Here is a 24,820-nt window from a genome sequence, read left to right on the forward strand (position 1 = left end):
AGCGTGAGCAGGCAGAGCGTGAAGCACAAGAGGCTGCGGAGAAGTCGGGGGAGGCAGAGGAATAAAATAAAGCCGCGCCGGTTGAGATTGTGTTATTACTATTCCCCAAAACTATGGCGTTACTCTATATGCATCAGTAACTTACGATGGGTGTTATTTGCATGAAAAGCACCGGAATAATACATATTTATCATTTGTTTTTCAGTTAGTTACGTCATTTAAGATCACATGCTGCTGCGTCACATGGGCTGGTCCGAGGCGGCTGACTTAATCATTAAAGGAACTGAGGGCGCGATTGCTGCCAAGACCGTTACTTATGATTTTGAACGCCTGATGGACGGTGCTAAACTGCTGAAATGCTCAGAGTTTGGTGATGCCATTATCAAGCATATGTAATTAAGCATGCTGTGAAACAGTTAACGGGAACTGATTGGTTCCCGTTTTTTATTATTCAGTTTGAAACGGTTATCAAAACATTATCAAAACGAATTATCAAAACCTGTCAAAATGTATACGATTTATATCACCACTTTTATCCAGTCTTTACCCCTGTCATCATGATATTTATCGGTCTGTTGCTGGTTTTTATGACCAAGCAGATTTTTAGTATTTATTCCCTGTTCCCGGTATAACCGTTCGGACAGCGATCGCATTTCATGGAATGTCGCCGGTGTTCCTTCTCCCCAGTTAATATCAGTCTTATCCCTGGCTTTTTTAAAATTTGTTGTCAGCGTATTTGCGGTTACTTGTCCGCCCGGCTGTGACTGTGATGAATTTCGTGTGTAGTGGATCAGATATTTACTGACAACCAGATCACGACACCGGGAAATAGTTTCCCGCAGGCTTATATTCAGTGCATCACACCGGAGGGCGAGGGTGATCGCTAATCGTACCCCTGTCTTTTCCTGTGACACATGAAGGTGGTCATCCCACACATCACTAAATTTCATTTCAGATACCCACGCAGAAAGCCGCGTGATATTACGGTCAACGGAAGAAAGGTTAGCCGGGAAACAGAGGCTGTGTCCTGCTGGTCAACACACTACTCAGTATTACCGATGCCGCCTATTGATCGGGTGGATTATCAAAACTGTTCATGGCGGCGGGCTATTATGGAACTGGAAGAGGCAGAGCAGTCCTGGCTGTTATATTGCTACGGCAAAGAACTGAAGTTCTCACATCAGACTAACATCACCGGCTATGTATGGAATGAAATTCAGAAACGGATTGAAGGGCGCCGGGTATCAAAGAAAGTGAAAGAGCGTATAAAAGCGCTGGTATGGCTGGCTGTGCAGGATTACACCCTGAACAAAGACGGATATTATTATCAGTCTGAACTGGCTGAGCTGGTTGGGGTAGAGCGCAATAACTGGAATATGCACTATGAAAAGCACTGGCAGGAGCTGCTGCTGATTTGCAAAACACTGGACTGCGGGTCATTACGAAAAATGAGAAACAATAGAGCAGAAATATGGCGCAAAAATGCAGCTAAAACTTGCAAAAGTGAATAATTTTAGCCATATCTGATGGTAATTTGATATGTTGTCATAATTGTATATAAGTCTCGTGAATGCGGGGTTTTTTATTGCCAGGATATTGATAATAATCACTGCTAAGGCGGATAAGTTCACGTGTGCGATTACACACAACAGATAAAACATATTAAATAATAAAGCTTGCTATCTAAATTATCCTGTGACTTAATAGCGCCACTGGTTTGGAAGTACAGGCCTATTTATGCTAGTCAGTTTAAAGTCGTTCACCATTTAGCGTTATCACTGATACCTCTTCGTTGCGAATTCCTTCTAATTAATTCCCATAAGTAAAAATAAAAAAACAAACCTCATATGCCTTATGGCAATCAAAAAAAATTAAAGGAAATTCTATGTCTAATACAATGACTGGTTCAGTAAAATGGTTTAACGATGATAAAGGTTTTGGTTTTATCTCTCCTAAAGATGGCAGCAAAGATGTGTTTGTTCATTTCTCTGCAATTCAGAGCGATAACTTCAAGTCTTTAGCCGAAGGTCAGGAAGTATCATTCACCATTGAAGATGGGATGAAAGGTCCTGCCGCTGGCAATGTAGTAGTGCTATAATGATTAACTTCTGTTTTAAGTGTCCTTGTTGCAGTGGTTCACAATACCGAACATCGCAATTTGATATCTCATTGAGTAACCCGCGTGGAGCGAAATGTATTTTTTGCAAAAGCGCGATGAAAGTTGAAGCAAGTTAGATATTAAGTAGCCAATTATTTTAGACCTCGCCATCGGCGGGGTTTTTTTATGCCTGAAATGTAAAGGGGGGATTTCTCCCCTTTAACTATTTTCATGCTGTGAAATGGGCGGCTGGTGAGTGTTGGTAGCACCGTTCCAGCTATTCACCCGTTGTGATGATCACGGATAAACCAAGGCCCACTGCTTGTGTCGACAAAGCAAAGGGAGCTTAACAAAAAAGGTTACCCGGATCTATGAAAAGCACTGTTAATTTAAACAGTATTAGTTTAGTCAATGACGACTCGCTCCGCTATATTAAAACCCTTCCGGACAATTGCATTGACCTGATTGCAACTGACCCGCCATATTTTCAGGTTAAGAGCTGTAGCTGGGATAACCAGTGGGAAAATGTCGGCGCATATTTATCATGGCTGGATGAAATACTGGCTGAGTTCTGGCGGGTATTAAAGCCGAACGGCAGCCTGTATCTATTTTGCGGGTCACGTCTGGCATCAGATACAGAAATACTGATGCGGGAGAGGTTCAGTATCCTGAGCCATATTGTATGGGCAAAGCCCTTCGGTCTGTGGTGGCGGCAAAATAAAGAAGGCTTGCGTAGTTTTCATCCTGCAACGAAAAGAATTTTGTTCGCTGAACATTACCGGGGTCCGGTAAAAGGTAAAGGCAGCGAATATCATCAGCGCAGGGAGATGGGTTCCGCCTTATTATCACCGAGTATTGCTAATCTAATAGAACTAAAATATTTGTTAAAAATAGCACCTGCCTCGATAACTGCTATAAAATAATTTATGTGAGGTAAGTCACATGAAAGCATTATTTGTGATATATAATAATCCAATACAAATCATTATTTAATGCATGGCGCTGGTTAAATTTATTACCATTTGAGTTAATTTTTTTGAAAAATATCAGATGAACGATGCATAACTAGTGGGCAATTAATTAAAAAAAGGATAATTTTATGTCACTTAAATTCCCTTATTCAGGAAGAAAATTCAAACTAACGATGGATAATTCATTATCTATTATTAATAATTATTCTAATGATGGTAAAACCATAGAGATTGAATTTTTAAATGGTGATTTAAAAGGTACCACAATGGAAGTACCTTTTACATGGAGACAATTACCAGACAATAACTTCTTAATCAGCTGGCAAGAATCAACTAAAGCCACTGTCGTTCATTGTGATAATTTTGAAAATAAAAAATCATATGCTTACTATACAACTATGGATGGAGATTTTTTTGTAATGGAAGGTACTATTACCTCTATCCAAGTATAATTCAAATAATTAACCAGATTAATGAGCCTCGCCAAGTGCGGGGCTTTTCTATTTCAACTTTCCTGAATTTCCGGATGGTTCACATTCAGTAGTCAATTCATAGTTGACAGCTCACATGTTCGGTTATTCCGAACAACTCAAACTACAGGCACAAAAAAGCCGGTTGAAGTAACCGGCGAAATATTGTGAATATCAAGTATATGACATACTAAGTTATGTCAATTACAAATATAAAGAGTAATTCGGCTTATGTAAAGCATCTGATGTTCAATAATTTGTTCCTATAGGTCGCCATGTGCGACCTTTTTCGTATCCGCAGAAAGGTATCGAGATGAGAAAAATAACTGTATCCACCGGTAATCTGGGAAATGCAGGAGCCGCAGATTATGTCAGCTTTAATATCTGGCAGGGTAAGCACCTGTTGCTCAGCGATCAAATGACAGGCAAACATTCCGGTGTATTCCATCGTGAGTATGATGTCGATTATATCCAGGGTGAGCCACTACGCATCGAGAGTAACGCGCCGGAGGGGTGCTCTGTTGGTGTGAGTGCAGAACTGTCTGATGCTGAAATGACAGACACCAACGATTTCGCTGTATTTAATTCTGCTGTATTTAAAGGGATATTAGATATCAAAGGTAACCAAATTTTCATGCGTGAGGTGTTTATCGACAAAGCATGGCTTGATGGTGTGACACCAAAAACAACAGAGCAACGTATTTCTGATCTGGAAAAACAGCTTGCAGATATGATGAAATCAACAAGCTGTGGCATTGGAGATAAAAAAGATGCTTACTCCGTTTTGGTTTCAGTTGAAGCTGAATTATCGAAACTACCGTGATTTTTTGCGGACTGAATCAGCTAACTTCAAGGCATCTTTATACGCGCCAACAATGCTTGGGTCGTGATGGAAATTTGTTTCCTGAATATTATCAAGCACAATTCGTAGCTGATTGGCTACATGTGTTGAAACCACATGATCCTTATGTATGACATCTAAAGTGGATAGTATTTCTTTGATTAATATCAGGGCTGTTAAATCCCCCTTGAGCATTACCTGATAGTCATTCAACACTTCGTTTATTTGATCTTTATCGTCGTGCATAAAAATTCCACCCGAAGCTAATCAGCCATCACTCCGGTTAATCTCACTGGGCTGAACCGATCACCGTACCCCGGACAAGCATTAATTACGTTTAACTGAATCACAGGTCGCTCCGGCGACCTTTTTTAATGGAGACGTTATGAAAAACCTGTTCATCAAGCTGTGTATGAAAATATCGGGTAATACGCAGGCGCAATTAGCATTAGCGTGTGCATTTTATTATTTCATCACCAGGTCAAAGCCAAAAGCATACTGGTATGCCATATTTCGTTAAATTGCCGTAAATCCTCATACAGAGAAACCAGTGGCGCGCATAAGGTGGAGTTGCGCCCACCACTACAGCAACAATAAGAGCGCTGGAATATAACAGGCTCATTCCCCGGCTCGTATTCAGCCTCAACGCTCTTTTTATTGCTTTCCCGCCGCTGGTGGGATTACCCGAATAATGCCGCAACCACCTCACATTAATCTGTTTGGAACGTATAAACCGGTTGCGGCGTTTCCCATTCAATCAATAACGGAACACTCCGCAGGGGGGGATATGCGTATGCCTGAAAAATACTCCAGCCCCTTTGCTTATGCGTGGGGGCTTATTGCTACCATTTTCGGTGTCATGTCACTCGATCAGTGGGCTGTCTTTATCGGCATCATCTGCACCATCGGGACATTCGCCGTGAATTGGCACTACAAACGAAAAGAATTCCAGCTTAAATCCGGAGGGCAGAGTGAACAATAATCTGATTAAAAAGGTAATGGCAGCCTGTGCCGGTGGTGCGATTGCGGCTGCGCTGGTGCTAATCCCTGCCTATGAGGGTGTGAGATACGAACCTTATCCGGATGTTGGCGATGTTCTTACCGTTTGTTATGGCCATACAGGTAGCGATATTCAGCCCGGAAAAATTTATACCGATGCGGAATGTAAGGTGCTGTTGCATGACGATCTAAGTAAAGTTCGGCGCGCCGTTGACCCGATGATTAAGGTTTCGATAGACAGCAACACCCGCGCAGCTATCTATTCATTTGTATACAACGTCGGGCCCGGTGCTTTTTCCCGCTCCACGATGCTGCGCAAACTGAATACCGGTGATATTGCCGGAGCCTGTGACGAAATGAAGCGCTGGACATTTGCCGGCGGTAAAAAATGGCAGGGTCTGATTAACCGGGGGGAAACGGAGAATGCGGTATGCCTCGGAACCCCGTAGCACTGATTATCCTCGCCATCATCTTACTGACGGCTTGCCTGCTGGCTGGCTGTTATCTGTATTCACTCCCTAATTACTGTAAACCGCAGCCGGGATATCCGCAGGCGGCTGTGATTCATTATCAGTGTGAAGCGCCATGAACTGGAAAGAAGCGGTGATTGTCGTACTGATCCTTACCGCTATCTGGTGGGTATATGACACTTATCATGATAATCAACGACTGAAATCAGATAATACGGTACTGAGTAGTCAGCTCGCAGAGCAGGTCGAAATCAATAAAGACTATCAGGAACGTGCGCGGAAACTTCACGAACTGGATACCAGACATACACAGGAGTTGGCAAATGCAAAAACTGAAATTGGGCGGCTGCGTATTGCTGCTGACCGTAATCCTGAGCGGGTGTACATCAAAGCCAGTTGTCCAAAGACCGGCAACAATACCGCCACCGGCATGGATGATGCAGCCACCGCCCGACCTGATGACTCCGCTATCCGAAATTATTGGTTACTCAGAGAGCGAATTGCAGAGTCAAAGCAGATGATTAAGGGGTTGCAGGATTATGTGAGAATAGAGTGTTATTCCCAATAAAGGGTTATAGTTTACATTCAAGAATAATACTAGGCATTGTAAATAACGGCAGATAAATTGCAGCTACATATAGCCATGTTATAAATATAGAGCCAAAAATAATACAGATATATATAACGAATGTCATAGCGTTCAGTTTTTTATTCTTTATTGATTTTATTGTAAAGTAGTTATTAAAGACATCATTAATAAAGAAGAAAAATAATATAGCGATGAAAACGCCACTACTATTGTAGAAAAGGTTATAGAACTCTGGGTATTTACATGATGCCTTTACCGCTATAAGACAAATCAAACCATTTACTACGGAATACCCTGCTAAATTAGATGCAATAGCACTGACTTTTTTACTTACAGATGGCAGTTCATTAGTGAGTTTACCTAGGTTATTAGTGAGTGTATTTAATGCTGTAAGTATTTTTCGAACTTCCATTTATATATCCTATTCTTAAATTTCAAAGAAACTAATATAACTCATCGCAAAGCTCATTAACTACAGGTTCAGTAGATAACTGAAAGTTGTTTTTTTAATTGGTTAAGGAGACAGATATGCCACCACGCATACCCCGCGCCTGCCGTAAACGTGGCTGCGCAAAGACAACAACTGATCGCAGTGGTTACTGCGATGATCATATCAATACAGGGTGGGAGAACCACCAACAGGGCAAGAGCCGCCATGAACGCGGGTACGGTACCAAGTGGGACAGGCTGCGTGCGGTGATACTGAGCAGAGATAAACATCTGTGCCAAGAGTGCCTGCGTAACAGCCGTGCGACTGAAGCCAGGACTGTGGACCACATCACCCCGAAAGCACATGGGGGAACTGATGCAGAGAGCAACCTGCAAAGCCTCTGCTGGCCTTGTCACTACCGCAAGACAGCAACGGAGAGAACGCGATGAAAGAGAAACAGGTTAAGTTATCCAGACTGTTTAAGGGCGGGCGATTTGTTGGGTATCCGCTACGCCGAACAGGTGATTGCCGGGGAAATAGTTGCGGGCGAATTGATCCACCTGGCGTGTCAGCGGTTTCTTGATGATATAGAGCTCGGCCCTGAGCGCGGCATCTATTTCATGGAAGAACGCGCCCAGCATATTCTGGATTTTTATCAGTTTGTTCCGCACGTAAAAGGGGCGCTGGCAGGCAAGCCGATTGATTTAATGCCATGGCACGTTTTTATCCTGATTAACATTTTCGGCTTTGTTATCCCGCTGATTGACGAGCTCAGCGGTGAGCAAAAATGTGATGATGACGGCGATCCCATCATGGTTCGCCGGTTCCGTACAGCATATAACGAAGTCGCGCGTAAAAATGCGAAATCCACACTCTCTTCCGGTATCGGGCTGTACATGACCGGTGCTGATGGTGAGGGCGGCGCAGAGGTTTACTCCGCCGCCACAACCCGCGACCAGGCGCGGATCGTCTTTGAAGATGCTAAAAACATGGTCAAAAAGGCGAAATCATCACTCGGACGCCTGTTTGAATTCAATAAACTGGCGATTTACCAGGAGCGATCAGCATCCAAGTTTGAGCCACTTTCCAGTGATGCGAATAACCTCGATGGTCTGAATATTCACTGCGGCATTGTGGATGAGCTTCACGCACACCGAACCCGCGATGTATGGGATGTGCTGGAAACTGCGACAGGTGCGCGTCTTCAGTCACTGTTATTTGCCATTACGACCGCCGGTTTTAACCGGGAAGGGATTTGTTACGAGCTGCGGGATTACGCGATCAAGGTGCTGCGCGGTGTTGTCGAGGATGACACGTTTTTCGCCGCTGTTTATACACCGGACAAAGATGATGATCCTTTTGATGAAAGCATCTGGATAAAAGCCAATCCCGGATTGGGCATCTGTAAACGGTTTGATGATATGCGCCGCCTGGCGAAAAAAGCCAAAGAGCAGATAACTTGCGCCATCCGGTGCTGTCCGCTGGTTTTATACGGATCCAGAATATCGGCAATATCTCTGGCATCGACAGCCGGCAGTGGTTTTTGTGACAGCGCATGACGCATCAGTGCAACCGGTTTCTGTTTTTGTTTAAAGGTGTTCTGCTTTATATCATCATCAGCCAGTCGCTCTGCCTGAATTTTTAATTGTTTGAAAATAAACAATAAATATTATGATTAATATCACTAATTCAATGAAATAGTAAAAATAACAATAAAAGGGTAAAGCTATGTGATTGAAAAACAATGTAGCCAATATTTACTTCATTTTTTGTTATCCCCGTTTTTTACCTCCGGACGCAGATACTGAAGCATCAGGTTCTTAACCGATACGTACATTCTTCCGGATATTGTCGTGAAGTTTACGGTCGGATTGATGATTTTAATCGTGATTAAGCCATATTTGTGAATCGACGGAAGTCGTAAAAAATAGTTGTGGCACTATAATTACCGGCGTCCGGATCGGGTTCAGATGGTATAACGTTAATACAGAACGTACCCGTCTGACATCATTTCACTGAAAAACAGGGTTTAAAATTAGTGAATTACCATAGTGTTATGAAACAGAATAACAAACAGTTAACTACATGAGAGTGCAGATGAATATCATAATGACCAGCCGTTTGATTATCAGACCTTTTTGTGATGCTGATGCCGAAGGCCTTTTTGACTATTTAGCCGAGCCCGGGGCGCCATGTTTTGCAGATGAAAAATTAAATTCACTGACTGATGCACAGCATGAAATAAAAAAGAGAAGTCAGGATCCAACTCAGTTGGCTATCTGTTTAAAGGGGTCTGATTCCATAATCGGGAATGTGTTTGCAGATAACAAAAATGAGCCGGATAGTGAAACCTGGTGTATTGGTTGGCATCTGAATAAAAAATACGGGGGAAACGGATATGCGACAGAGGCTGCCAAAGCCTTTATCGAATACCTCTTTAATCAAAAGTGTGCCAGACGAATTTATGCGTATGTCGCTGATTATAATCAGCCTTCTAAAAATTTATGTAACCGTTTAGGGATGCGTGCCGAGGGGTGTCTTAAAGAACACGTTGAATTTATGCAAACTGATGGCAGTAAACAGTTTGAGAATACTTTAATTTTTGCTGTCCTGAAGAACGAATGGTCCTTTTAATGTAAGTCGTTACAAACGGTAATCAGCCATGCTGAATAGCAGGGCTTTTTTATTGACCAGCAAATGTTTTTCCAAAAATGCATATGCTTTATAGGTATTAGCTCAAACAGAACTAACACCGGTAAGAGTATATGATCTCCTCTTGCTACCGACCGGTAGGTAGTAGTAATATCGCGTTTTTATTATTGTGGAAATCATTATGCAACATTCATTTTTCCGGCTTTCGGTATCGCTTGCCATGATCACTGTACTGGGACCTTCAGCGATCGATATGTATCTGGCCTCGTTACCGGATATGGCAAAAGAGCTGGAAGCCTCGGCTACTCAAATTCAACTTACCCTTACCGTATTTCTTATGGCTATGGGGCTGGGTCAATTGGTCGCCGGTCCTGTTATTGATGCAATCGGCCGGCGTAAGCCACTGTTATCAGCTGTTCTGCTATTTATAATTTGCTCTCTCTGGGCATCGCGGGCTGACACTTTTAACACCTTGCTTTATGCCCGGTTCTTTCAGGGACTGGCGGCGTCAATGACTCTTGTGGTAGCAATCAGCATGGTACGTGATCTCGCGTCAGGTACTGAGGCGGCAAAACTGTTTGCTCTTCTGATGACGATTGAAGGTCTGGCCCCGGTACTTGCACCGGCTCTGGGGGGATATATTGACGCGTATGCAGGCTGGAAAGCGGTTATGCTCATGCTGGCACTGATGGGGCTTATCGCTTTTATCAACAGTTGGTTTTTACTTCCCGAGAGTTTACCGGCACAACTGCGCCAGCCTCTCAAACCAACTCTCATACTCAAAACATATTACCGACTGATCACTGATCGCGATTTTATGTTGCCTGCTATGTCGCTCTCCGCTGCTTTCTTTTTCCTGTTTATTTACATCGGTGGCGCATCGTTTGTTTATCAGACGTATTATGCACTTTCGCCTGATTCGTTTGGTCTGGTATTCGGTGGTACCGGTATTGCGGTGTTAATTGGCGCAGTCAGTGCAGGTCGTTGGGTTACGCACCTCAGCGTGCCATCTGTTGCATTGCGGGGCGTCATGGCAATGGCTGCGGGTGCGGTAATCGCAGGTTTATCGGGAGCGGGAGGTATCGGTTTACCGGGTGTTGTTGCAGGAATGTTCCTGGCTATGTTTGGTCTGGGTATTGCAGAAGCTACGCTGATGTCGATGACGATGTCTACGCAGAAAACGGCACTGGGTTCGGCTGCTGCTGTTTTGGGTGCTCTGCAACTGGTTCTCTCTGCTGCAGCAACGCCGGTGGCAGGGTACTTATCCGGCCGTGGAACAGGTTACTGGCTTGGTTTTCTTGTTTTCTTCGGGATTGTTGTTGTATTGCTCACCGTTCTCAGCATTCGGCGGACCAGAAATGATGTAGAATACGTTTCCGTTCATTAAATTCATGGGGCACTTTTATTTATGGCTATTTCACCTGCCGCGCAAAAAATATCCGATGCTGCGGTGCAGCATTTTGCAGATAAAGGATTTGATGCGGGCTCATTAAATACCGTGGCTGAAGCAGCGGGGATTAAAAAGGCAACAATTTATTCCCATTTCAAGAATAAAGAAGAACTCTTTATACACGTTTTCAATGAAGCAATAACAAGTGAAAGTGCTTTTGTGAATGAATGTTTTGATTCAGATACAACCTGCGGTGAATGCTATCTTGCATGTGTATCCGGGCGTTATCAGCAGTCTGCTTATCTCCGGCTGCTGATACGCACAGCGTTTATTCCGCCCGCAGGATTACAACCACAGGTTGCGAAAGGATATGAGTTTTTTCTTGCAGGAATTAAATCACGCTTCAATGACGGGTTTAATCATTTGTTGACGACCGGTGAGATTGCGCTGGGCGATGCTTATCTGGGTATTATTGACAGTGTTCACGTTGAGTTATTGTATGCAACGCCGGAGGCCGCGGATAAACGTCGTAAAGCACTGTGGCAACTTTTAGTCAGTGCCATGCAACAGTGACCCGTACTCCGGGATATACACGTATTAAAAGGTCATATTAATTATTTTTCGGATACCGGATATCAGTATCCGAAAATAACACTGCTGATAAGTCACATATTTCACAATATATATATAAAATCATAATGCATAATAAGGTGATAAAATTATTCCAGATGCTTATACTCTTTATCTGAAACAGGTTCTAACCATTCGTTGGTAGCACCTTCTGCCGGTATTTCGACTGCGACATGAGCAAACCAGCTATCTGCGGCTGCACCATGCCAGTGTTTTATACCCGGAGCAATATGAACGACATCACCCGGATTTAATGTCTGAGCGGGTTTTCCTGCTTCCTGATACCAGCCCCGGCCGCCGGTGACTAACAAAATTTGTCCGCTCTTATGGTGAATATGCCAGAAGTTACGACAGCCCGGTTCAAAGGTAACGTTAGCGATAACCGGGTTTTCTTTATTTAGTAATGACAGATAGCTGGTTCCGGTAAAATAATCGGCATACGCTACGTTTTTTTCACCAAAAGGGAAAATACCTTTTCCATTAAATATACCTGCTTTCAATTCTTCAGGGATCAATGTATTTGATTCTTTATGCATAATAATCTCCGGTAAATGCTGGTTTAATTGACGGGTGAACAGGGTAAGTATGTTGGTATTAATACATATTGCTTTGTGTTACCAGATCGTTTGTTAAACGATACCTGTAATCTATACGTACTCAGGTGGTCATCGGTATCCTGTTCCGTTCTGATACTTGCTCAATCTTCCAAAAATATATATTCAGAAAATTATGTTACTCACTGGTTAAAAATAAACAAACAGAATTATTGCCTGATATTCTTTACATCAGTGAAGCCACCGTTATACTGGAATATAGCATCAAAGCTGGAAGAATAATTCCCCGGTTACCGATGGAGGCGACATGAACAGCCAGGAACACATGGATAGAGCAACAAAAAAACTCGCCGGACAAATTGAAAAACTGACACATAATACGAATCAGTCTGATACTGATATTCCCGGGTTGAGTCTCAGCCATTGGGTATCTCCGACATCACCTGCAGGTTATACACATATATCGAGTATTTGTTTGATTGCTCAGGGAAAGAAACGTGTTTTGCTCGGCGAAGACAGTTTTACTTATGATGCGAATCACTTTCTTATTTCATCCGTTGATCTGCCCATTATTGCTAATATTATTGAAGCCAGCGAAGATAAACCCTATCTGGCACTTACCCTGGAGTTAGATCTGCATGAAATATCACAATTGATTGCAGAAAGTGGCTTATCATTTAATCAGAGCACCGGCGCACAAAAAGGAATTGCGGTCGGTGAGTTATCAGAGCCGTTACTGGATGCTTTTATTCGTCTGATGGCGCTGCTTGAACATCCTGAAAGTATTAAAATCCTCGCACCGGTTATTAAACGTGAAATTTTTTACCGTATGCTGGCTACCGGACAGGGTGCCCGTTTAAATCAGATAGTGACTGCCGGTAGTCATAGCCACCAAATATCTAAGGCCATCGACTGGCTGAAAAATAACTTTGTGAGGTCGTTAAGTATTAATGAACTTGCTGCCTATACCGGCATGAGTAAATCTGCGTTTTATACACATTTTCGTATAATGACATCAATGACCCCGCTGCAATTTCAGAAAAAACTTCGTCTGAGTGAAGCCCGCCGTTTAATGCTGACTGAACATCTGGATGCGGCTACCACCACATTCAGGGTGGGTTACGAAAGCCCGTCACAATTTAGCCGGGAATACAGCCGCTTGTTTGGCGCACCACCTTTAACCGATATTAAAGCGCTGAGAGAAACGAGGTCAGTCTGACACCGGTACAGGTAAATATGCGTACGATTATTTTTTCTTTATTTTTATATTCCGGAAAAACAGGCAATAGACAGAGAGTATCAGACATTCATTTCCGGGATATAAAGCAGTAGTGTTTATCCTGATATCACAGCGTTACCCTATTCATCCCCGGCTATACAAAAATTGTACAGCAGCCCTGTGTCAAGGTTAATTCATAATAAGGATAGAAAAATGCAACTGGACTTTACTTATTACAATCCGACAAAAATCCATTTTGGTAAAAATTCTCTCACTAAATTAAATGATGAATTAACACAGTATGGTGATACTGTGATGCTAGTATATGGTCGTAATGCGATTAAATCTAATGGGCTTTATGATGATATCATGACAATTCTTGCCGCTGCGGGGAAAAAAGTTATTGAGTTGTCCGGCGTAATGCCGAATCCGACATATAACAAAATGATGGAAGGTGCCGCGCTGGTCCGGGAACATAATGTCAGTCTTATTCTGGCAGTTGGTGGCGGTTCAGTCATAGATTGTGCAAAAGGCATATCCGTATCAGCCTATTGTGAAAATGAAGATCCATTTCAGAAATATTGGATTGAATTCAGTGAAGTCGATAATAAAGTTGTTCCTGTCGCGTCAGTTCTTACTATGGTCGGAACCGGTTCTGAAATGAATGGTGGTTCAGTAATAACACATGAAGCCACAAAATATAAAGCAGGGCGGGTTTTTCCGGCGAATGTTTACCCTGGATTTTCAATTCTAAATCCGGAGTATACATTCACGGTTTCTCAATATCAGATGGTCAGCGGTGTATTTGATACGATGTCTCACCTGATGGAACAGTATTTTTCTGATCAGGGTGCGAATACCAGTGATTATTTGATAGAAAGTTTGTTGAAGTCTTCCATTGATAACCTGCGTGTTGCGTTGAAAAATCCGGATGATTACGAAGCCAGAAGTAATTTGATGTGGAATGCAACATTGGCACTAAATACCATTACGGGTTTATCAAAAACACAAGACTGGCAAGTCCATATGATTGAACATCAATTGGGTGCTTATACTGATTGCGCTCATGGAATGGGATTGGCCGCAATATCGTTGCCTTATTATCGTCTGATTTATAAATTTGGTATTGAGAAATTTGTGCGTTTTGCAACTCAGGTATGGGGTATTTCCTGTGAGGGTAAAACTCAGGACCAAATCGCACTCGAAGGAATTGATGCACTGGCGCATTTTACTAAAGAATGTGGCATCGTGACATCACTCAAAGAGTTGGGTGCAACAAAAGAGATGCTGCCAAAAATTGCAGAATCAACCACTATTATAGGTAAAGGCTATAAAAAATTAACATCGGAAGAGATTCTTAATATTTTGGAAACGTGTTTCTGATTATATACCCGTCATACTTCAGGATGTCCGGGTCCTGACTACGCAAAGCCCTGTCTGGGCACATAGTTTATCTATGATTCCCGACGGGCGGAGCTAGCCACCTGCCTGCATCCTGAATTATTCAGAGTATAGTCATTTCATTAAAGCTGAGCGAATTAGCACTGCTGGTACAGCCGTATTCATGTTGTATTTTATAATACAACTAATCTCTTTATTTTCCCGGGAATATTTTTTACCGAATCACGTACTAATTATGCGGGAATACAATAACAAGATGGTCGGAATACATTATGCTACCTTGCTATTGTAGTAATAATGTTTACCATGGTACTTTTTACTATGGCAATTTCACAATACACTCGTGATGAATTTTGTTTCGGCATGATATTATGTGGGGAATAAATATTAATATCATGGTGAATTTGATAATGTCTTATTTTTAATTAACAACGCAATAATGTCTTGATTTAACTTTAAAAAAAACCGATCATGGAATAAGTGCATGTAATTATTTTTTTATTTTTAAAATTATAAACATATAACATGTATGGTTGCATTATTTACTTGTTGATAAGGAAATCATTATGAAAGAATTATCTGTTAGTGAGCGTGAAATTGTCAGCGGAAGTGGATTATTTGATTTTCTGAGACCAGGCACAGGAAATGTTTCTCCTCCTGTAACACCGCCAACTGAATGTACTGGTGGCGGTAAATTAATTATTGGTGGCGGGATCGGGTTTGGGATTGGTATTTTTCCGTTCTTTATCGGACCAATGATTGGTTTTATCAGATCATTTAATTTGTAATATGTGGTAAGTGCTTTCAGAGTATGAATCATATCAAGGTCACTTAGGTGGCCTTTTTACGTTCTGTTTTCCGGATAAAAAAATGCCCGGTGTTATGGGCACCGGGCAGAAAAAGATATAGGTATGAAAATCATGAACGGCAGATATAAACAGTTCATGCACGCATGGTAATGGGTTTAACTTAAATAAAGCACCAACAAAGTTGGTCAAAATTTAAAATTAGTATGCAGTGCATCATTATCTGTAATGTCTCTGAGCTGATAGTATTCAGATAATATTTTGATTATCAGTGGTTTTACAGGAGCAGAATGAGCATGAATAATATTGAATTACAGTCTGAATTAACCTGTCCGGTTTGTGGTTATAAAAAAACAGAGACAATGCCGGAGGATGCGTGCCAGTGGTTTTATGAGTGTGAACATTGCCATACATTATTAAAACCATTGCCGGGTGATTGCTGTGTATTTTGTTCTTTTGGTACGCTTGCCTGCCCGCCAATACAGGAAGCGGCACTTACGGGCAAACCGGGATGTTGCTGCCCGTCACAGGACGAAAAATAAAGATAAAAAATGCCCGCAGAATAATAATGCGGGCAGAGTACATCAGTAATAAAACCGGATCATTATATACTCTGATTCATTCAAACTGCAGGTTCGCTGGTTGTGGTCAGTCTGCATCCTGAATGACGTTGGGCATACAATCCGTGAAATAAAGCGAATATCAATTAATTAAAAACACTTATCAATATAGCCGGTATGTCGGAGATGTACAGGTCAGAAAAAGATCATTTCCGGTTTTTGGTATTTATACTTATTTTGATGGTATTTTGAATTTATTCCGGACAGGTGTTTGGTGCTGGCTGTAACTAATTAATTATTATATTAAATGTATTTTTTTGTATGGGTGTCAAAAAAAGCCTCTGAACAAACAAAACAAGTTCAGAGGCATCAGGTGTTACTTTCAGCTTGGTAACAATTTAAATATAGTTAAGATATATGAATCAGTCAAAAAATGATTTGTCAGAATATGTGTTTTTTATCGCTGTTTTATGGCGAAATAGTATTTAATCAGCCGGATAAACGAAAACGCCTTTCAGTTTATGGCGGAAACTGAAAGGCGTTTAATCAGATAATATACCTGCGTTCATTTAATCATCCCATTTAGGGCTCATTATTGTAGCAAACAGACAGGATGTGATAATTAACCCCAGTGTCAGTAAAAACATATACTCTCCTCAATACTGCGTTAAGTTAGCCTGATAAAAATACTCCGCTGAATATATAAACCTGATGTGCTGTCAGTAATTAATCTTACCTGAGTAATGGCGTAACACAATGAAAGTAAGGTATTTTATTGTCATGATTTGTCATTGTTGATGATGTTGTACTGACAAAGAATAATAAATGTAAATATATCTTATTTATTCAAACTGTGAGTTCGTTGGCGGCATGAGTCCCGCCAGTCACATACTTGTGTATGCTCCCTGTCTGTCTTTTCTTACCGCCTGAGAAAGTAGTGGCAATAAATTAAAAAAGTTGTAAATTGATTGAATGATGAATAATAAAATTACAGCTCAGTTATCACTCAATGTTTTTTGGTGGCGCACAACGTGCGGCGCCGGTTTTGTTATGTCATTTTAATTTTAACAAATCGCCGCCGGAGTGCGGCGATTTCATTTAAGATATATCTTCACTCTGGCGGCCTCTGATAGTATTCAAGAGGAAATAATATGCCTGCTCATCAAACCAACCCGATTATCCTGACCGGCGACCGTATTACCGGGCCATTGCATCTTGGTCATTATATCGGCTCCCTGCAACAGCGCGTTTTATTGCAACATTCATCCACTCAATATGTGTTAATGGCAGATTTACAAGGTCTGACTGATAACGGCGCGCATCCGGAAAAAGTTAACCGCTATCTGTATGATGTGGTTGCGGATTATCTGGCGGTCGGAATCGACCCCGCCCGCTCTGTGATTTGTCTGCAATCCGCGCTGCCTGCGCTGGCGGAACTGACACTGCTGTATCTCAATCTGGTGACGGTTTCCCGCCTTGAGCGCAATCCGACAGTTAAGCATGAAATCATTCAGAAGCAATTTACCCGCGCATTACCCGCAGGGTTTCTTATCTATCCGGTAAGCCAGGCGGCTGATATTTCAGCATTCAAAGCAGAACTGGTGCCTGTCGGGGAAGACCAGTTGCCGATGATTGAACAAACCAATGAAATCGTCAGTAAAGTAAACAGCATTACCGGTGAGCCGCTGCTGGTGCATTGCCGCGCGCAGGTCGGTAAAGCAGGGCGGTTGCCCGGCATTGACGGCAACGGAAAAATGTCGAAATCCCTCGGAAATGTGATCAATCTTTCGGTCAGTGAGGATGCGTTAACCCGCGCGGTGAATGCGATGTTTACTGATCCGCAGCACCTTAGAGTGTCTGATCCGGGACAGATTGAAGGGAATGTCGTGTTTACGTATCTTGATGCGTTTCATCCGGATACTGCCCTGATTTCTGACATGAAAGTACAGTATCAGACCGGCGGATTGGGTGACCGGCAGTGTAAAGTCGTATTGAATGACTGCTTGCAGTCATTACTGGCACCGGTTCGTGAGGCGCGGGCTCGTCTGATGGCGGATAAACCCTATCTGCTTTCCGTTATCCGCAGCGGCACGGAAAAAGCGCGGGAAGTGACACAACAAACGCTGGATCAGGTAAAGCGGGGGATGGGGCTGTTTGTTATCTGATTGACGGATCATGCGGATTTAACCGGATGCGATTGATTCCCGTTTCCGGGAGGTTTACTATATGAACCATATCTGTTTCATATATGGTTTATCAGTAAAGGATTTCACGTGGGTATTGTTAAAATCTCCGATGAATTACATGAATATCTGCGCCGTGCGAGCAATGTAATGTCGCGCTCAATTAATGCACAGGCAGAATTCTGGATAAAAATCGGCATGCAGGCTGAAATGAATCCCGATAAAACCTTCACAATGCTTATCAGTGAGATGCTGGAAAAAGAGTCACTGAGCCGGAAAGGAGAGCAGCATGAGTAGTATCGTTATTAAAACAGCCGCGGAAATCGAACTGATGCGGGAGTCAGGTCGTTTGCTGGCACAGGTTTTTGCCATGCTGGATGATTTCATTAAGCCGGGTGTGTCCACTCTGGCGATCAATGACAAAGTTGAAGATTATATTGTTAATACACTTGAGTCCCGTCCTGCCAGTAAAGGTCAGTACGGGTTTGAGTATGTGCTGAATACCTCACTGAATGAAGTGGTGTGCCACGGTGTGCCGAAAGCCGATGAGCTGGTAAAAGACAAAGATATTATCAATGTGGACATCACCCTGGAAAAAAACGGCTTTATTGCTGATTCCAGTAAAATGTATGTGATGCCGGATGCTTCTCCGCTGGCAAAAAAACTGGTGAAAGCGACCTATGACGCTATGTGGGAAGGTATTCAGCAGGTAAAACCGGGCGCGACACTCGGTGATATCGGCTCTGCTATTCAGCACTATGCTGAGTCACGCGGCTACAGTGTGGTGCGCGAGTATTGCGGACACGGGATCGGACGTGAAATGCATGAATCACCGCAGGTGCTGCACTATGGTGTCCGTGGTCAGGGTACTGAACTCAAAGAGGGGATGACCTTCACGATTGAACCGATGATCAACCAGGGCGGCGCGAAGATCAAAACCAAAAAAGATGGCTGGACAGTTGTTACGCGGGATAAAAAATTATCTGCGCAATCCGAGCACACGATTGTGGTGACGGCAACCGGTTATGAAGTGCTGACGCTGCGTGCGGATGAAACACTGCGCTGATCCTAATTCAGGCAGATTATCCACTATATACCCAACGTCATTCAGGATGCAGCCAACGAACCTGTAGTTTGAATGAATAAGGGTATAGAGAGTGTTAGTGAGAAGACCCGGCTGCGACCGGGTTTTTTTATATTTAATGTCAGGCGCGTAAAAAACGCAGAAACTGTTCGTATAATACCGGTCCGAGAGTATTCACATCATAATTGCAGGAGTGCGGCAGAGTGTCGACGGCGGCATGCATGCCGTGATAAATAATCATGGCAGTGATATCCGGATGTGCGACCTGCCATACCCCGAGTTGCTCACCTTCGGCAATCAGCGTAATTAATTGCTTCAGTATTGCATTTTCATGCTCATTTCCCTGCTGATGAAAGCCCTGATGAAACAAAACATCATGCAGCGTCTGCTTTTCGGCATACGCCGTGACGGAGCGTTGACACCAGGCAGCCAGTTTTGCATTCACATCACCGGCAGCACAGGAATCTGTTGCCTGCTGAGTTTGTGATAAAAACCACGCCATATAGCGCTGACGCAGCGCCTCATAAATATCCGGCTTGGCGGCAAAGTAATGATAATACGTACCTTTGGCAACACCGGCGCGCGCCACAATATCGCTGACAGTAGTCGCATCAAACCCTTTTTCCAGGAACAGTGCTTCGGCGGCACCCATCAGTTCATTGATCCGGACGTCGGCAGGCTTAAAGCGGGGTTTGTATTCCGCTGACTGAGTCATAAACGCGCCTTATATAACGGAAAACAGGGATTATGCCATTCCCGGCAGACTAACGCGAAAAAAACAGACAAATAAAAATCGTTCTCATTTCGATTGACCGTCGGTCGGTCGATGTATATTCTGCATCAGAGAAAGGAGAACAATATGAACCGAATGCGTTATTTCGCCGTCATTACGGCTATCTGTCTGGGTACGTTCATGGCAACCCTGGACATCAGTATTGTCAATGTGGCACTCCCTGCTATTCAGCACGAGCTGAATACGTCAATGGTGTCATTACAATGGTTGATCGATGCTTATGCGTTGTGTTTATCTGCCCTTATTCTCTCTGCGGGACCGCTCAGTGACCGGTGGGGGCGGAAAAAAATGTGGCTGACCGGAGTGGTGATTTTCACTCTCGGCTCATTACTCTGCGCACTCGCCGGATCACTGACATTATTACTGGCGGGGCGGATTGTGCAGGGGATAGCGGCGGCATTACTTATCCCCGGGGCGCTGTCGCTGATAACTCACACCTTTGCAGATAGTCAGCAGCGGATCCGCGTGATAGGTGTCTGGTCATCTGTCAGTGCGTTGTCACTGATTGTGGGGCCGATACTCGGTGGGGTGCTGGTGCACACCACCGGCCGGGAAGGTATTTTTCTTATCAATATCCCGATAGGCATTATCACTTTTCTGCTGGGTCTGTATGGTATCAGTGAAAGTTCAGATCCTGAGAAAGCCGCGTTTGACCCGGCAGGACAACTGCTGAGTATTGCCGCACTTGGTGCGGTGACTTACGGGCTGATTGAAGCGGGAAGTGCGGGCTGGCTGCATCCGGTGACATTATCAGCAGTTATCGGCGGTATTATTTTATTTTTAGTCTTTTTAGTGACGGAAAGCCGGGTGGCGCGTCCGCTTTTGCCGCTGGCAGATTTTAAACAGCGGGACTATCGTCATTACAACCTGGCTTCATTTGTGATTGGTTTTTCCGCCTATACCAATGTCTTTTTTATTGCGCTGTTTTTACAAAAAGCACAGGGCTGGAATGCGTTGGAAGCGGGATTGCGTATGTCGCCGGAATTTATTGCGATGGCACTGTTTTCATTTTCGTTTGGTCAGATCTCCCGTACATTCAGTATTAAGCAGATCCTCGGCACCGGTCTGGTGCTGATGGCGGGCGCATGTGCCCTGATGACTACGCTGACACCGCACACACTTTATGTTGCAACAGGTCTGATGCTGTTTATGCTCGGCACAGGGATGGGACTGTCGATTCCGGCGGTGGGTGCGCTGATTATGCATACGGCCGATCCTGCACGTTCAGGTGTTGCCTCTGCCACGCTGAATATGATGCGTCAGACCGGGATGACGCTGGGGATAGCGCTTCTCGGCACACTGATGACACAGCGCGCGGTAACACTTGCCCGGGGAAGTAATCTGGCGGATGCGGAACAGCTTATTACCGGTACTCAGGGGCAGGGGCTGACGGCGACGGTACAAAATAGTATTTATGAGGCATTTGCCGGGGGCTTCAGTCTGGCGATGGCGGGCGCAGCATTGTCGGCGGCATGGGTATTTATCCTGATTTTTTATCCCCGTCACCACAAAATCCGGCAGGAAAACGGGAAAATAACCTCATAACAGAGAAGGGCTATCCGGGACGGTTGTTTTGTGATTAATTAGTCAGTAATCAAAATAACATTACAAAGCAGATAGCGTGCGGGTAAAGCCGGTATCGTGCTGACACTCGGAGAAATCATGTTCGAACAACTGGGCATACTGAATATCGGGACATATTTAATCGGCGCCATTTTTATTATCCTGGTCCCCGGTCCGAATTCACTGTATGTCCTGAAATCCAGCGCAACATTCGGTTATAAAAAAGGCTATCAGGCCGCATTCGGTGTATTTGTCGGGGACGCAGTTCTGGTGTTTTTGTCATTCCTGGGCGTGGCGTCGGTTATTAAAGCATCACCGGTATTATTTACGGCAGTGCGTTATCTCGGAGCGGCATATCTGCTTTATCTGGGATTAAAAATTCTCTATGCCACCTTTATTCAAAAACAGGGCGATCATGACGATAAGCCCCTGCGGGCTGAGAATGCCTTTAATAAAGCGCTGATACTGAGCCTGACAAATCCGAAAGCCATTCTGTTTTATGTCTCTTTTTTTATACAGTTTATCGATTTTAACTATGCCCATCCCGGGATAAGTTATGCGGTTCTGGCACTGCTTCTGGAAGCAATAAGCTTTATTTATCTCTCCTTTTTAATTTACAGCGGTGCCAAATTATCCCAATTTTTCCGCCATAAAAAACAGGTGGCGAAAGCCGGTAACAGTACTATCGGGCTATTTTTTATGGGATTTGCCGCCAAACTGGCGTTATTTACGGCGTGAGATAAAGATAACAGATAATACAGGTAACAAAGTACGGATGGTGTTGATTTAAGGTCAGGTACAGGCGTGATAACGGGCAGTCGAACGAAAACGTAAGCGCCACGGAAGGCGCTTTCCGGGCGCATACGGATGTGTTTACAGCGTCTTTTCGTTTTGCCCGTTATCAGCAGACCCGGAACTTTGCAGAAAATCCCGCTATACTATGCGCGATAACAAGTATGCAGCGCGATAACAAGTATGCAGCGCGATAACAAGTATACGGCGCGATAGTAAGCAACCAGGTGTTAATGTGACTGATAACGTAACTGATAGTTCAACGCAATATAATAACGACGAATATTGGATGCGCCGGGCGCTTGCACTGGCAAAAGAAGCCGGTGAGGCGGGGGAGATCCCGGTCGGTGCCGTGCTGGTAAAAGATAATCAGCAGGTTGGCGGCGGTTTTAACCAGCCGATCCGCAGTCACGACCCCGCCGCACACGCTGAAATTCTCACACTGCGCGAAGCCGGTGCTGCGCTGGGCAATTACCGTCTGATTGATACCACACTGTATGTCACCCTTGAGCCGTGCATGATGTGTGCCGGTGCGCTGATCCACAGCCGGATAAAAAGGCTGGTCTTCGGCGCAGCGGAGCCGAAAACAGGCGCCGCCGGGTCGTTTATTGATTTACTGACACTTCCGCGCCTTAATCACTATATGGATGTTACCGGCGGGGTGCTCGGGGAAGAGTGCTCTGCATTGCTGAGCGATTTTTTCCGCCGCCGCCGCGCAGAAAAAAAAGCCCTGAAACGTCAGAGTGCAGAGAGTGGCAGTGTGTCCTGATCAGGGATTACCGGCAGAGGTCAGCGTGGTTTTTGCCGGTTCATCTTCAGGATTTTGATTTAACAACAACTCTTCATTATGTAAATCCAGATAACCCTGCAAACTGAGCTGATAACGGCGCACGCCTTCCACATAGCGGTAAGCTTCGTGTCCCCGCGCGTAGCCATAAGGCAGATTCTGATAATAGGCTTTTTTGCTCAGCAGCGGCAGGCGGGATTTCACATCCAGCCAACTGTCCGGGTCAGCACCCTGCATTTCTGTCAGCCTGCGCACATCCAGCATGTGCCCGTATCCCATATTATATGCCGCCAGGGCAAACCAGATTTTTTCATCTTCGGCGATGGAGTCCGGTAATTTATCCATCAGATAATTAATATAAGTGCCGCCGCCTTTGATGCTCTGCTCAGGATCAAGGCGATCCTCAATACCAAAAAAAGAGGCAGTCGGGCGTGTCAGCATCATAATACCGCGCACACCGGTCGGGGAAGTGGCAGTCGGGTTCCAGTGAGATTCCTGCCATGCGATAGCCGCGAGCACCTGCCAGTCCATCTTTCCGGCGTATTTCTCAAACAGCGGGCGGTATGTGGCTAACTGTGTGTTGATCGCGGTGATAAAGGTTTTGGTATCCACATAATTGAACTGGTTCATGTGGCTGAAATATTTTTCTTCCAGACGCGCCAGGGTATCGCCTTCGCTGGTCTGATTGAAAAAATCAAGCAGGGCGGCATTCAGACTGCTGTCCTCACTGCGTTTAAGATACCAGGTCATTGGCTGATTTTCGGTGACTTCAAAAGCGACCGCCACATTCGGATGAATATGCTGCTCCTGCGCCACACTGACTGAGTCACTGACCACATAATCAATATCGCCTTTCGCCAGCTGTTGCAGCAGGCGGTTGCTGTTTATGTCATCAACTTCGCGGATATCCAGATCAGGATATTTTTCATTTTTCAGCTTTTGCAACAGCCGTGCGTGCGCGCTGCCGGTTGTGACATAGACCGGCGAGCCGAGATCCCCCAAATCACGCGGGCGCTTATTTCCCATGCGGTACAGGAGTTGCTGTGCGACGGTGTAATACGCCGGGCCGCTCATGGCGGAACTCAGGCGATCTTCATTGTAAATCAGACCTGCCGCCAGCAGATCCGCATCATTGTTATTCAGGTCATCAAACAGATCATTGACGCCATCGCGTTCCTGAATCACCAGCTTTACGCCGAGATAGTCCGCAAAGCGCTGTGCCAGTTCATAATCAAACCCGCTGGGCTGTCCCTGCTTATTAAAGGTAATAAGCGGTGAGGCGACCGCGCTGACCCGCAGTTCTCCCCGGGCAAGTATCCGGTTGAGCTGCTGCTGCTGCGTCGGCCAGCTGATATTGATGGCAATCAGCGCCGCAGAAAAGAGCGCGACGATGACGATAACAACATAGTTTATTTTTTTATGTACCAAAGGCGTTTCTCACCGGTTACACAAAACGGGTATATACGTGCATAAATTACCATGGTTATATTTCCAGTAATCGGACATTTTGCTCAAGATTTTGTCAGTGTGCAACTTTA

General features: G+C 44.2%; 28 protein-coding genes and 4 pseudogenes. 26 read left to right on the forward strand and 6 right to left on the reverse strand.

Annotation, left to right across the window (positions count from 1 at the left end; translation table 11 throughout):
• Positions 1 to 228: 228 nt before the first annotated feature.
• A pseudogene (locus ACMHKJ_RS16725) lies at positions 229 to 396 on the forward strand (isocitrate/isopropylmalate family dehydrogenase); the annotation flags it as partial.
• Positions 397 to 518: 122 nt separating this feature from the next.
• On the opposite strand, the pseudogene ACMHKJ_RS16730 reads toward ACMHKJ_RS16725, so the two are convergent.
• Positions 519 to 959: pseudogene (locus ACMHKJ_RS16730) on the reverse strand (tyrosine-type recombinase/integrase); the annotation flags it as partial.
• On the opposite strand from ACMHKJ_RS16730, the gene ACMHKJ_RS16735 reads away from it, so the two are divergent.
• From ACMHKJ_RS16735 to ACMHKJ_RS16760, 6 genes and pseudogenes are all read left to right on the forward strand, one after another.
• Positions 915 to 1,511 (forward strand): bacteriophage antitermination protein Q, encoded by a 597-nt coding sequence (locus tag ACMHKJ_RS16735; RefSeq protein ID WP_413495687.1) that lies wholly within the window; start codon positions 915 to 917, stop codon positions 1,509 to 1,511. The pseudogene ACMHKJ_RS16730 and the gene ACMHKJ_RS16735 sit on opposite strands and share 45 nt — an antisense overlap.
• Positions 1,512 to 1,885: 374 nt before the next feature.
• The gene (gene cspE / locus ACMHKJ_RS16740; protein WP_413495689.1) at positions 1,886 to 2,098 is read left to right on the forward strand and encodes a transcription antiterminator/RNA stability regulator CspE; all 213 of its coding nucleotides are present in this window, start codon (positions 1,886 to 1,888) and stop codon (positions 2,096 to 2,098) included.
• A complete protein-coding gene (ymcF, locus tag ACMHKJ_RS16745) occupies positions 2,098 to 2,235 on the forward strand; it encodes a cold shock small protein YmcF (protein WP_413495690.1) in 138 nt (45 codons plus the stop codon). Before cspE ends, ymcF begins: the two co-directional genes overlap by 1 nt.
• A 234-nt stretch (positions 2,236 to 2,469) precedes the next feature.
• Positions 2,470 to 2,911 (forward strand): annotated as a pseudogene (locus ACMHKJ_RS16750) (DNA methyltransferase); the annotation flags it as partial.
• A 286-nt stretch (positions 2,912 to 3,197) separates the two neighbouring features.
• Positions 3,198 to 3,521, forward strand: a complete 324-nt coding sequence (locus ACMHKJ_RS16755) for a MoaF-related domain-containing protein (protein WP_413495692.1) — start codon at positions 3,198 to 3,200, stop codon at positions 3,519 to 3,521.
• Positions 3,522 to 3,852: 331 nt separating this feature from the next.
• Positions 3,853 to 4,362, forward strand: a complete 510-nt coding sequence (locus ACMHKJ_RS16760; RefSeq protein ID WP_413495693.1) for a hypothetical protein — start codon at positions 3,853 to 3,855, stop codon at positions 4,360 to 4,362.
• Here the strand turns inward: ACMHKJ_RS16760 and ACMHKJ_RS16765 are convergent.
• On the reverse strand, positions 4,354 to 4,626 hold the full coding sequence (locus ACMHKJ_RS16765; protein ID WP_413495694.1) for a hypothetical protein: 273 nt from the start codon (positions 4,624 to 4,626) through the stop codon (positions 4,354 to 4,356). The genes ACMHKJ_RS16760 and ACMHKJ_RS16765 overlap by 9 nt on opposite strands.
• A gap of 541 nt (positions 4,627 to 5,167) precedes the next feature.
• Between ACMHKJ_RS16765 and ACMHKJ_RS16770 the strand changes: the two genes are divergently transcribed.
• The 4 genes from ACMHKJ_RS16770 to ACMHKJ_RS16785 are packed head-to-tail and all read left to right on the forward strand — an operon-like array spanning position 5,168 to position 6,417.
• A complete protein-coding gene (locus tag ACMHKJ_RS16770) occupies positions 5,168 to 5,362 on the forward strand; it encodes a phage holin family protein (RefSeq protein ID WP_413495696.1) in 195 nt (64 codons plus the stop codon).
• The gene (locus ACMHKJ_RS16775) at positions 5,352 to 5,828 is read left to right on the forward strand and encodes a lysozyme (protein WP_461435657.1); all 477 of its coding nucleotides are present in this window, start codon (positions 5,352 to 5,354) and stop codon (positions 5,826 to 5,828) included. The genes ACMHKJ_RS16770 and ACMHKJ_RS16775 overlap by 11 nt, the downstream gene beginning before the upstream one ends.
• Positions 5,810 to 5,968, forward strand: a complete 159-nt coding sequence (locus tag ACMHKJ_RS16780; protein ID WP_413495698.1) for a hypothetical protein — start codon at positions 5,810 to 5,812, stop codon at positions 5,966 to 5,968. Before ACMHKJ_RS16775 ends, ACMHKJ_RS16780 begins: the two co-directional genes overlap by 19 nt.
• The gene (locus ACMHKJ_RS16785) at positions 5,965 to 6,417 is read left to right on the forward strand and encodes a lysis protein (RefSeq protein WP_413495700.1); all 453 of its coding nucleotides are present in this window, start codon (positions 5,965 to 5,967) and stop codon (positions 6,415 to 6,417) included. The genes ACMHKJ_RS16780 and ACMHKJ_RS16785 overlap by 4 nt, the downstream gene beginning before the upstream one ends.
• A 4-nt stretch (positions 6,418 to 6,421) precedes the next feature.
• On the opposite strand, the gene ACMHKJ_RS16790 is transcribed toward ACMHKJ_RS16785, so the two are convergent.
• Positions 6,422 to 6,850, reverse strand: coding sequence for a hypothetical protein (locus tag ACMHKJ_RS16790; protein ID WP_413495702.1), 429 nt, complete (start codon positions 6,848 to 6,850; stop codon positions 6,422 to 6,424).
• Between the two features lie 116 nt (positions 6,851 to 6,966).
• Between ACMHKJ_RS16790 and ACMHKJ_RS16795 the strand changes: the two genes are divergently transcribed.
• The 5 genes and pseudogenes from ACMHKJ_RS16795 (at position 6,967) to ACMHKJ_RS16815 (ending at position 11,483) form a co-directional block, all read left to right on the forward strand.
• Positions 6,967 to 7,317: an HNH endonuclease gene (locus tag ACMHKJ_RS16795; protein WP_413495704.1), complete on the forward strand. Its 351-nt coding sequence runs from the start codon at positions 6,967 to 6,969 to the stop codon at positions 7,315 to 7,317.
• Between the two features lie 45 nt (positions 7,318 to 7,362).
• A pseudogene (locus ACMHKJ_RS16800) lies at positions 7,363 to 8,337 on the forward strand (terminase large subunit); the annotation flags it as partial.
• A 628-nt stretch (positions 8,338 to 8,965) separates the two neighbouring features.
• Positions 8,966 to 9,502 (forward strand): GNAT family N-acetyltransferase, encoded by a 537-nt coding sequence (locus tag ACMHKJ_RS16805; RefSeq protein ID WP_413495706.1) that lies wholly within the window; start codon positions 8,966 to 8,968, stop codon positions 9,500 to 9,502.
• Between the two features lie 199 nt (positions 9,503 to 9,701).
• Positions 9,702 to 10,907 (forward strand): multidrug effflux MFS transporter, encoded by a 1,206-nt coding sequence (locus ACMHKJ_RS16810; protein ID WP_413495708.1) that lies wholly within the window; start codon positions 9,702 to 9,704, stop codon positions 10,905 to 10,907.
• A 21-nt stretch (positions 10,908 to 10,928) separates the two neighbouring features.
• Positions 10,929 to 11,483: a TetR/AcrR family transcriptional regulator gene (locus ACMHKJ_RS16815; RefSeq protein WP_413495710.1), complete on the forward strand. Its 555-nt coding sequence runs from the start codon at positions 10,929 to 10,931 to the stop codon at positions 11,481 to 11,483.
• A gap of 146 nt (positions 11,484 to 11,629) precedes the next feature.
• Here ACMHKJ_RS16815 and ACMHKJ_RS16820 read toward each other — a convergent pair whose 3' ends face one another.
• A complete protein-coding gene (locus ACMHKJ_RS16820) occupies positions 11,630 to 12,076 on the reverse strand; it encodes a cupin domain-containing protein (RefSeq protein WP_413495711.1) in 447 nt (148 codons plus the stop codon).
• Between the two features lie 343 nt (positions 12,077 to 12,419).
• Here ACMHKJ_RS16820 and ACMHKJ_RS16825 point away from each other — a divergent pair, with 343 nt between their 5' ends.
• From ACMHKJ_RS16825 to map, 7 genes are all read left to right on the forward strand, one after another.
• The gene (locus ACMHKJ_RS16825; protein ID WP_413495713.1) at positions 12,420 to 13,313 is read left to right on the forward strand and encodes an AraC family transcriptional regulator; all 894 of its coding nucleotides are present in this window, start codon (positions 12,420 to 12,422) and stop codon (positions 13,311 to 13,313) included.
• A gap of 213 nt (positions 13,314 to 13,526) precedes the next feature.
• Positions 13,527 to 14,696, forward strand: coding sequence for an iron-containing alcohol dehydrogenase (locus tag ACMHKJ_RS16830; RefSeq protein WP_413495715.1), 1,170 nt, complete (start codon positions 13,527 to 13,529; stop codon positions 14,694 to 14,696).
• A gap of 584 nt (positions 14,697 to 15,280) precedes the next feature.
• Positions 15,281 to 15,502, forward strand: a complete 222-nt coding sequence (locus tag ACMHKJ_RS16835) for a hypothetical protein (protein ID WP_067361208.1) — start codon at positions 15,281 to 15,283, stop codon at positions 15,500 to 15,502.
• Between the two features lie 314 nt (positions 15,503 to 15,816).
• Positions 15,817 to 16,062 carry a GDCCVxC domain-containing (seleno)protein gene (locus ACMHKJ_RS16840; RefSeq protein WP_413495717.1) on the forward strand — a complete coding sequence of 82 codons (246 nt, stop codon included), beginning with the start codon at positions 15,817 to 15,819 and terminating at the stop codon, positions 16,060 to 16,062.
• A gap of 1,169 nt (positions 16,063 to 17,231) precedes the next feature.
• Positions 17,232 to 18,245, forward strand: a complete 1,014-nt coding sequence (gene trpS / locus ACMHKJ_RS16845; protein WP_413495719.1) for a tryptophan--tRNA ligase — start codon at positions 17,232 to 17,234, stop codon at positions 18,243 to 18,245.
• Positions 18,246 to 18,353: 108 nt separating this feature from the next.
• Positions 18,354 to 18,560, forward strand: coding sequence for a ParD-like family protein (locus ACMHKJ_RS16850; RefSeq protein WP_413495721.1), 207 nt, complete (start codon positions 18,354 to 18,356; stop codon positions 18,558 to 18,560).
• The gene (gene map / locus ACMHKJ_RS16855) at positions 18,553 to 19,329 is read left to right on the forward strand and encodes a type I methionyl aminopeptidase (protein ID WP_413495723.1); all 777 of its coding nucleotides are present in this window, start codon (positions 18,553 to 18,555) and stop codon (positions 19,327 to 19,329) included. The genes ACMHKJ_RS16850 and map overlap by 8 nt, the downstream gene beginning before the upstream one ends.
• 139 nt (positions 19,330 to 19,468) lie before the next feature.
• On the opposite strand, the gene ACMHKJ_RS16860 is transcribed toward map, so the two are convergent.
• Entirely contained in the window at positions 19,469 to 20,062 is a 594-nt protein-coding gene (locus ACMHKJ_RS16860; protein WP_413495725.1) for a TetR/AcrR family transcriptional regulator, read from the reverse strand.
• Between the two features lie 144 nt (positions 20,063 to 20,206).
• On the opposite strand from ACMHKJ_RS16860, the gene ACMHKJ_RS16865 reads away from it, so the two are divergent.
• From ACMHKJ_RS16865 to tadA, 3 genes are all read left to right on the forward strand, one after another.
• Positions 20,207 to 21,685, forward strand: coding sequence for an MFS transporter (locus ACMHKJ_RS16865; RefSeq protein WP_413495727.1), 1,479 nt, complete (start codon positions 20,207 to 20,209; stop codon positions 21,683 to 21,685).
• Between the two features lie 117 nt (positions 21,686 to 21,802).
• The gene (leuE, locus tag ACMHKJ_RS16870) at positions 21,803 to 22,441 is read left to right on the forward strand and encodes a leucine efflux protein LeuE (protein ID WP_413495728.1); all 639 of its coding nucleotides are present in this window, start codon (positions 21,803 to 21,805) and stop codon (positions 22,439 to 22,441) included.
• Between the two features lie 289 nt (positions 22,442 to 22,730).
• Positions 22,731 to 23,264, forward strand: a complete 534-nt coding sequence (gene tadA, locus ACMHKJ_RS16875) for a tRNA adenosine(34) deaminase TadA (protein WP_413495730.1) — start codon at positions 22,731 to 22,733, stop codon at positions 23,262 to 23,264.
• On the opposite strand, the gene mltF is transcribed toward tadA, so the two are convergent.
• Positions 23,265 to 24,710 (reverse strand): membrane-bound lytic murein transglycosylase MltF, encoded by a 1,446-nt coding sequence (gene mltF, locus ACMHKJ_RS16880; protein ID WP_413495732.1) that lies wholly within the window; start codon positions 24,708 to 24,710, stop codon positions 23,265 to 23,267.
• Positions 24,711 to 24,820: the final 110 nt, after the last annotated feature.

It is taken from the genome of Morganella psychrotolerans (assembly GCF_965118875.1).
GTDB lineage: Bacteria > Pseudomonadota > Gammaproteobacteria > Enterobacterales > Enterobacteriaceae > Morganella > Morganella psychrotolerans_C.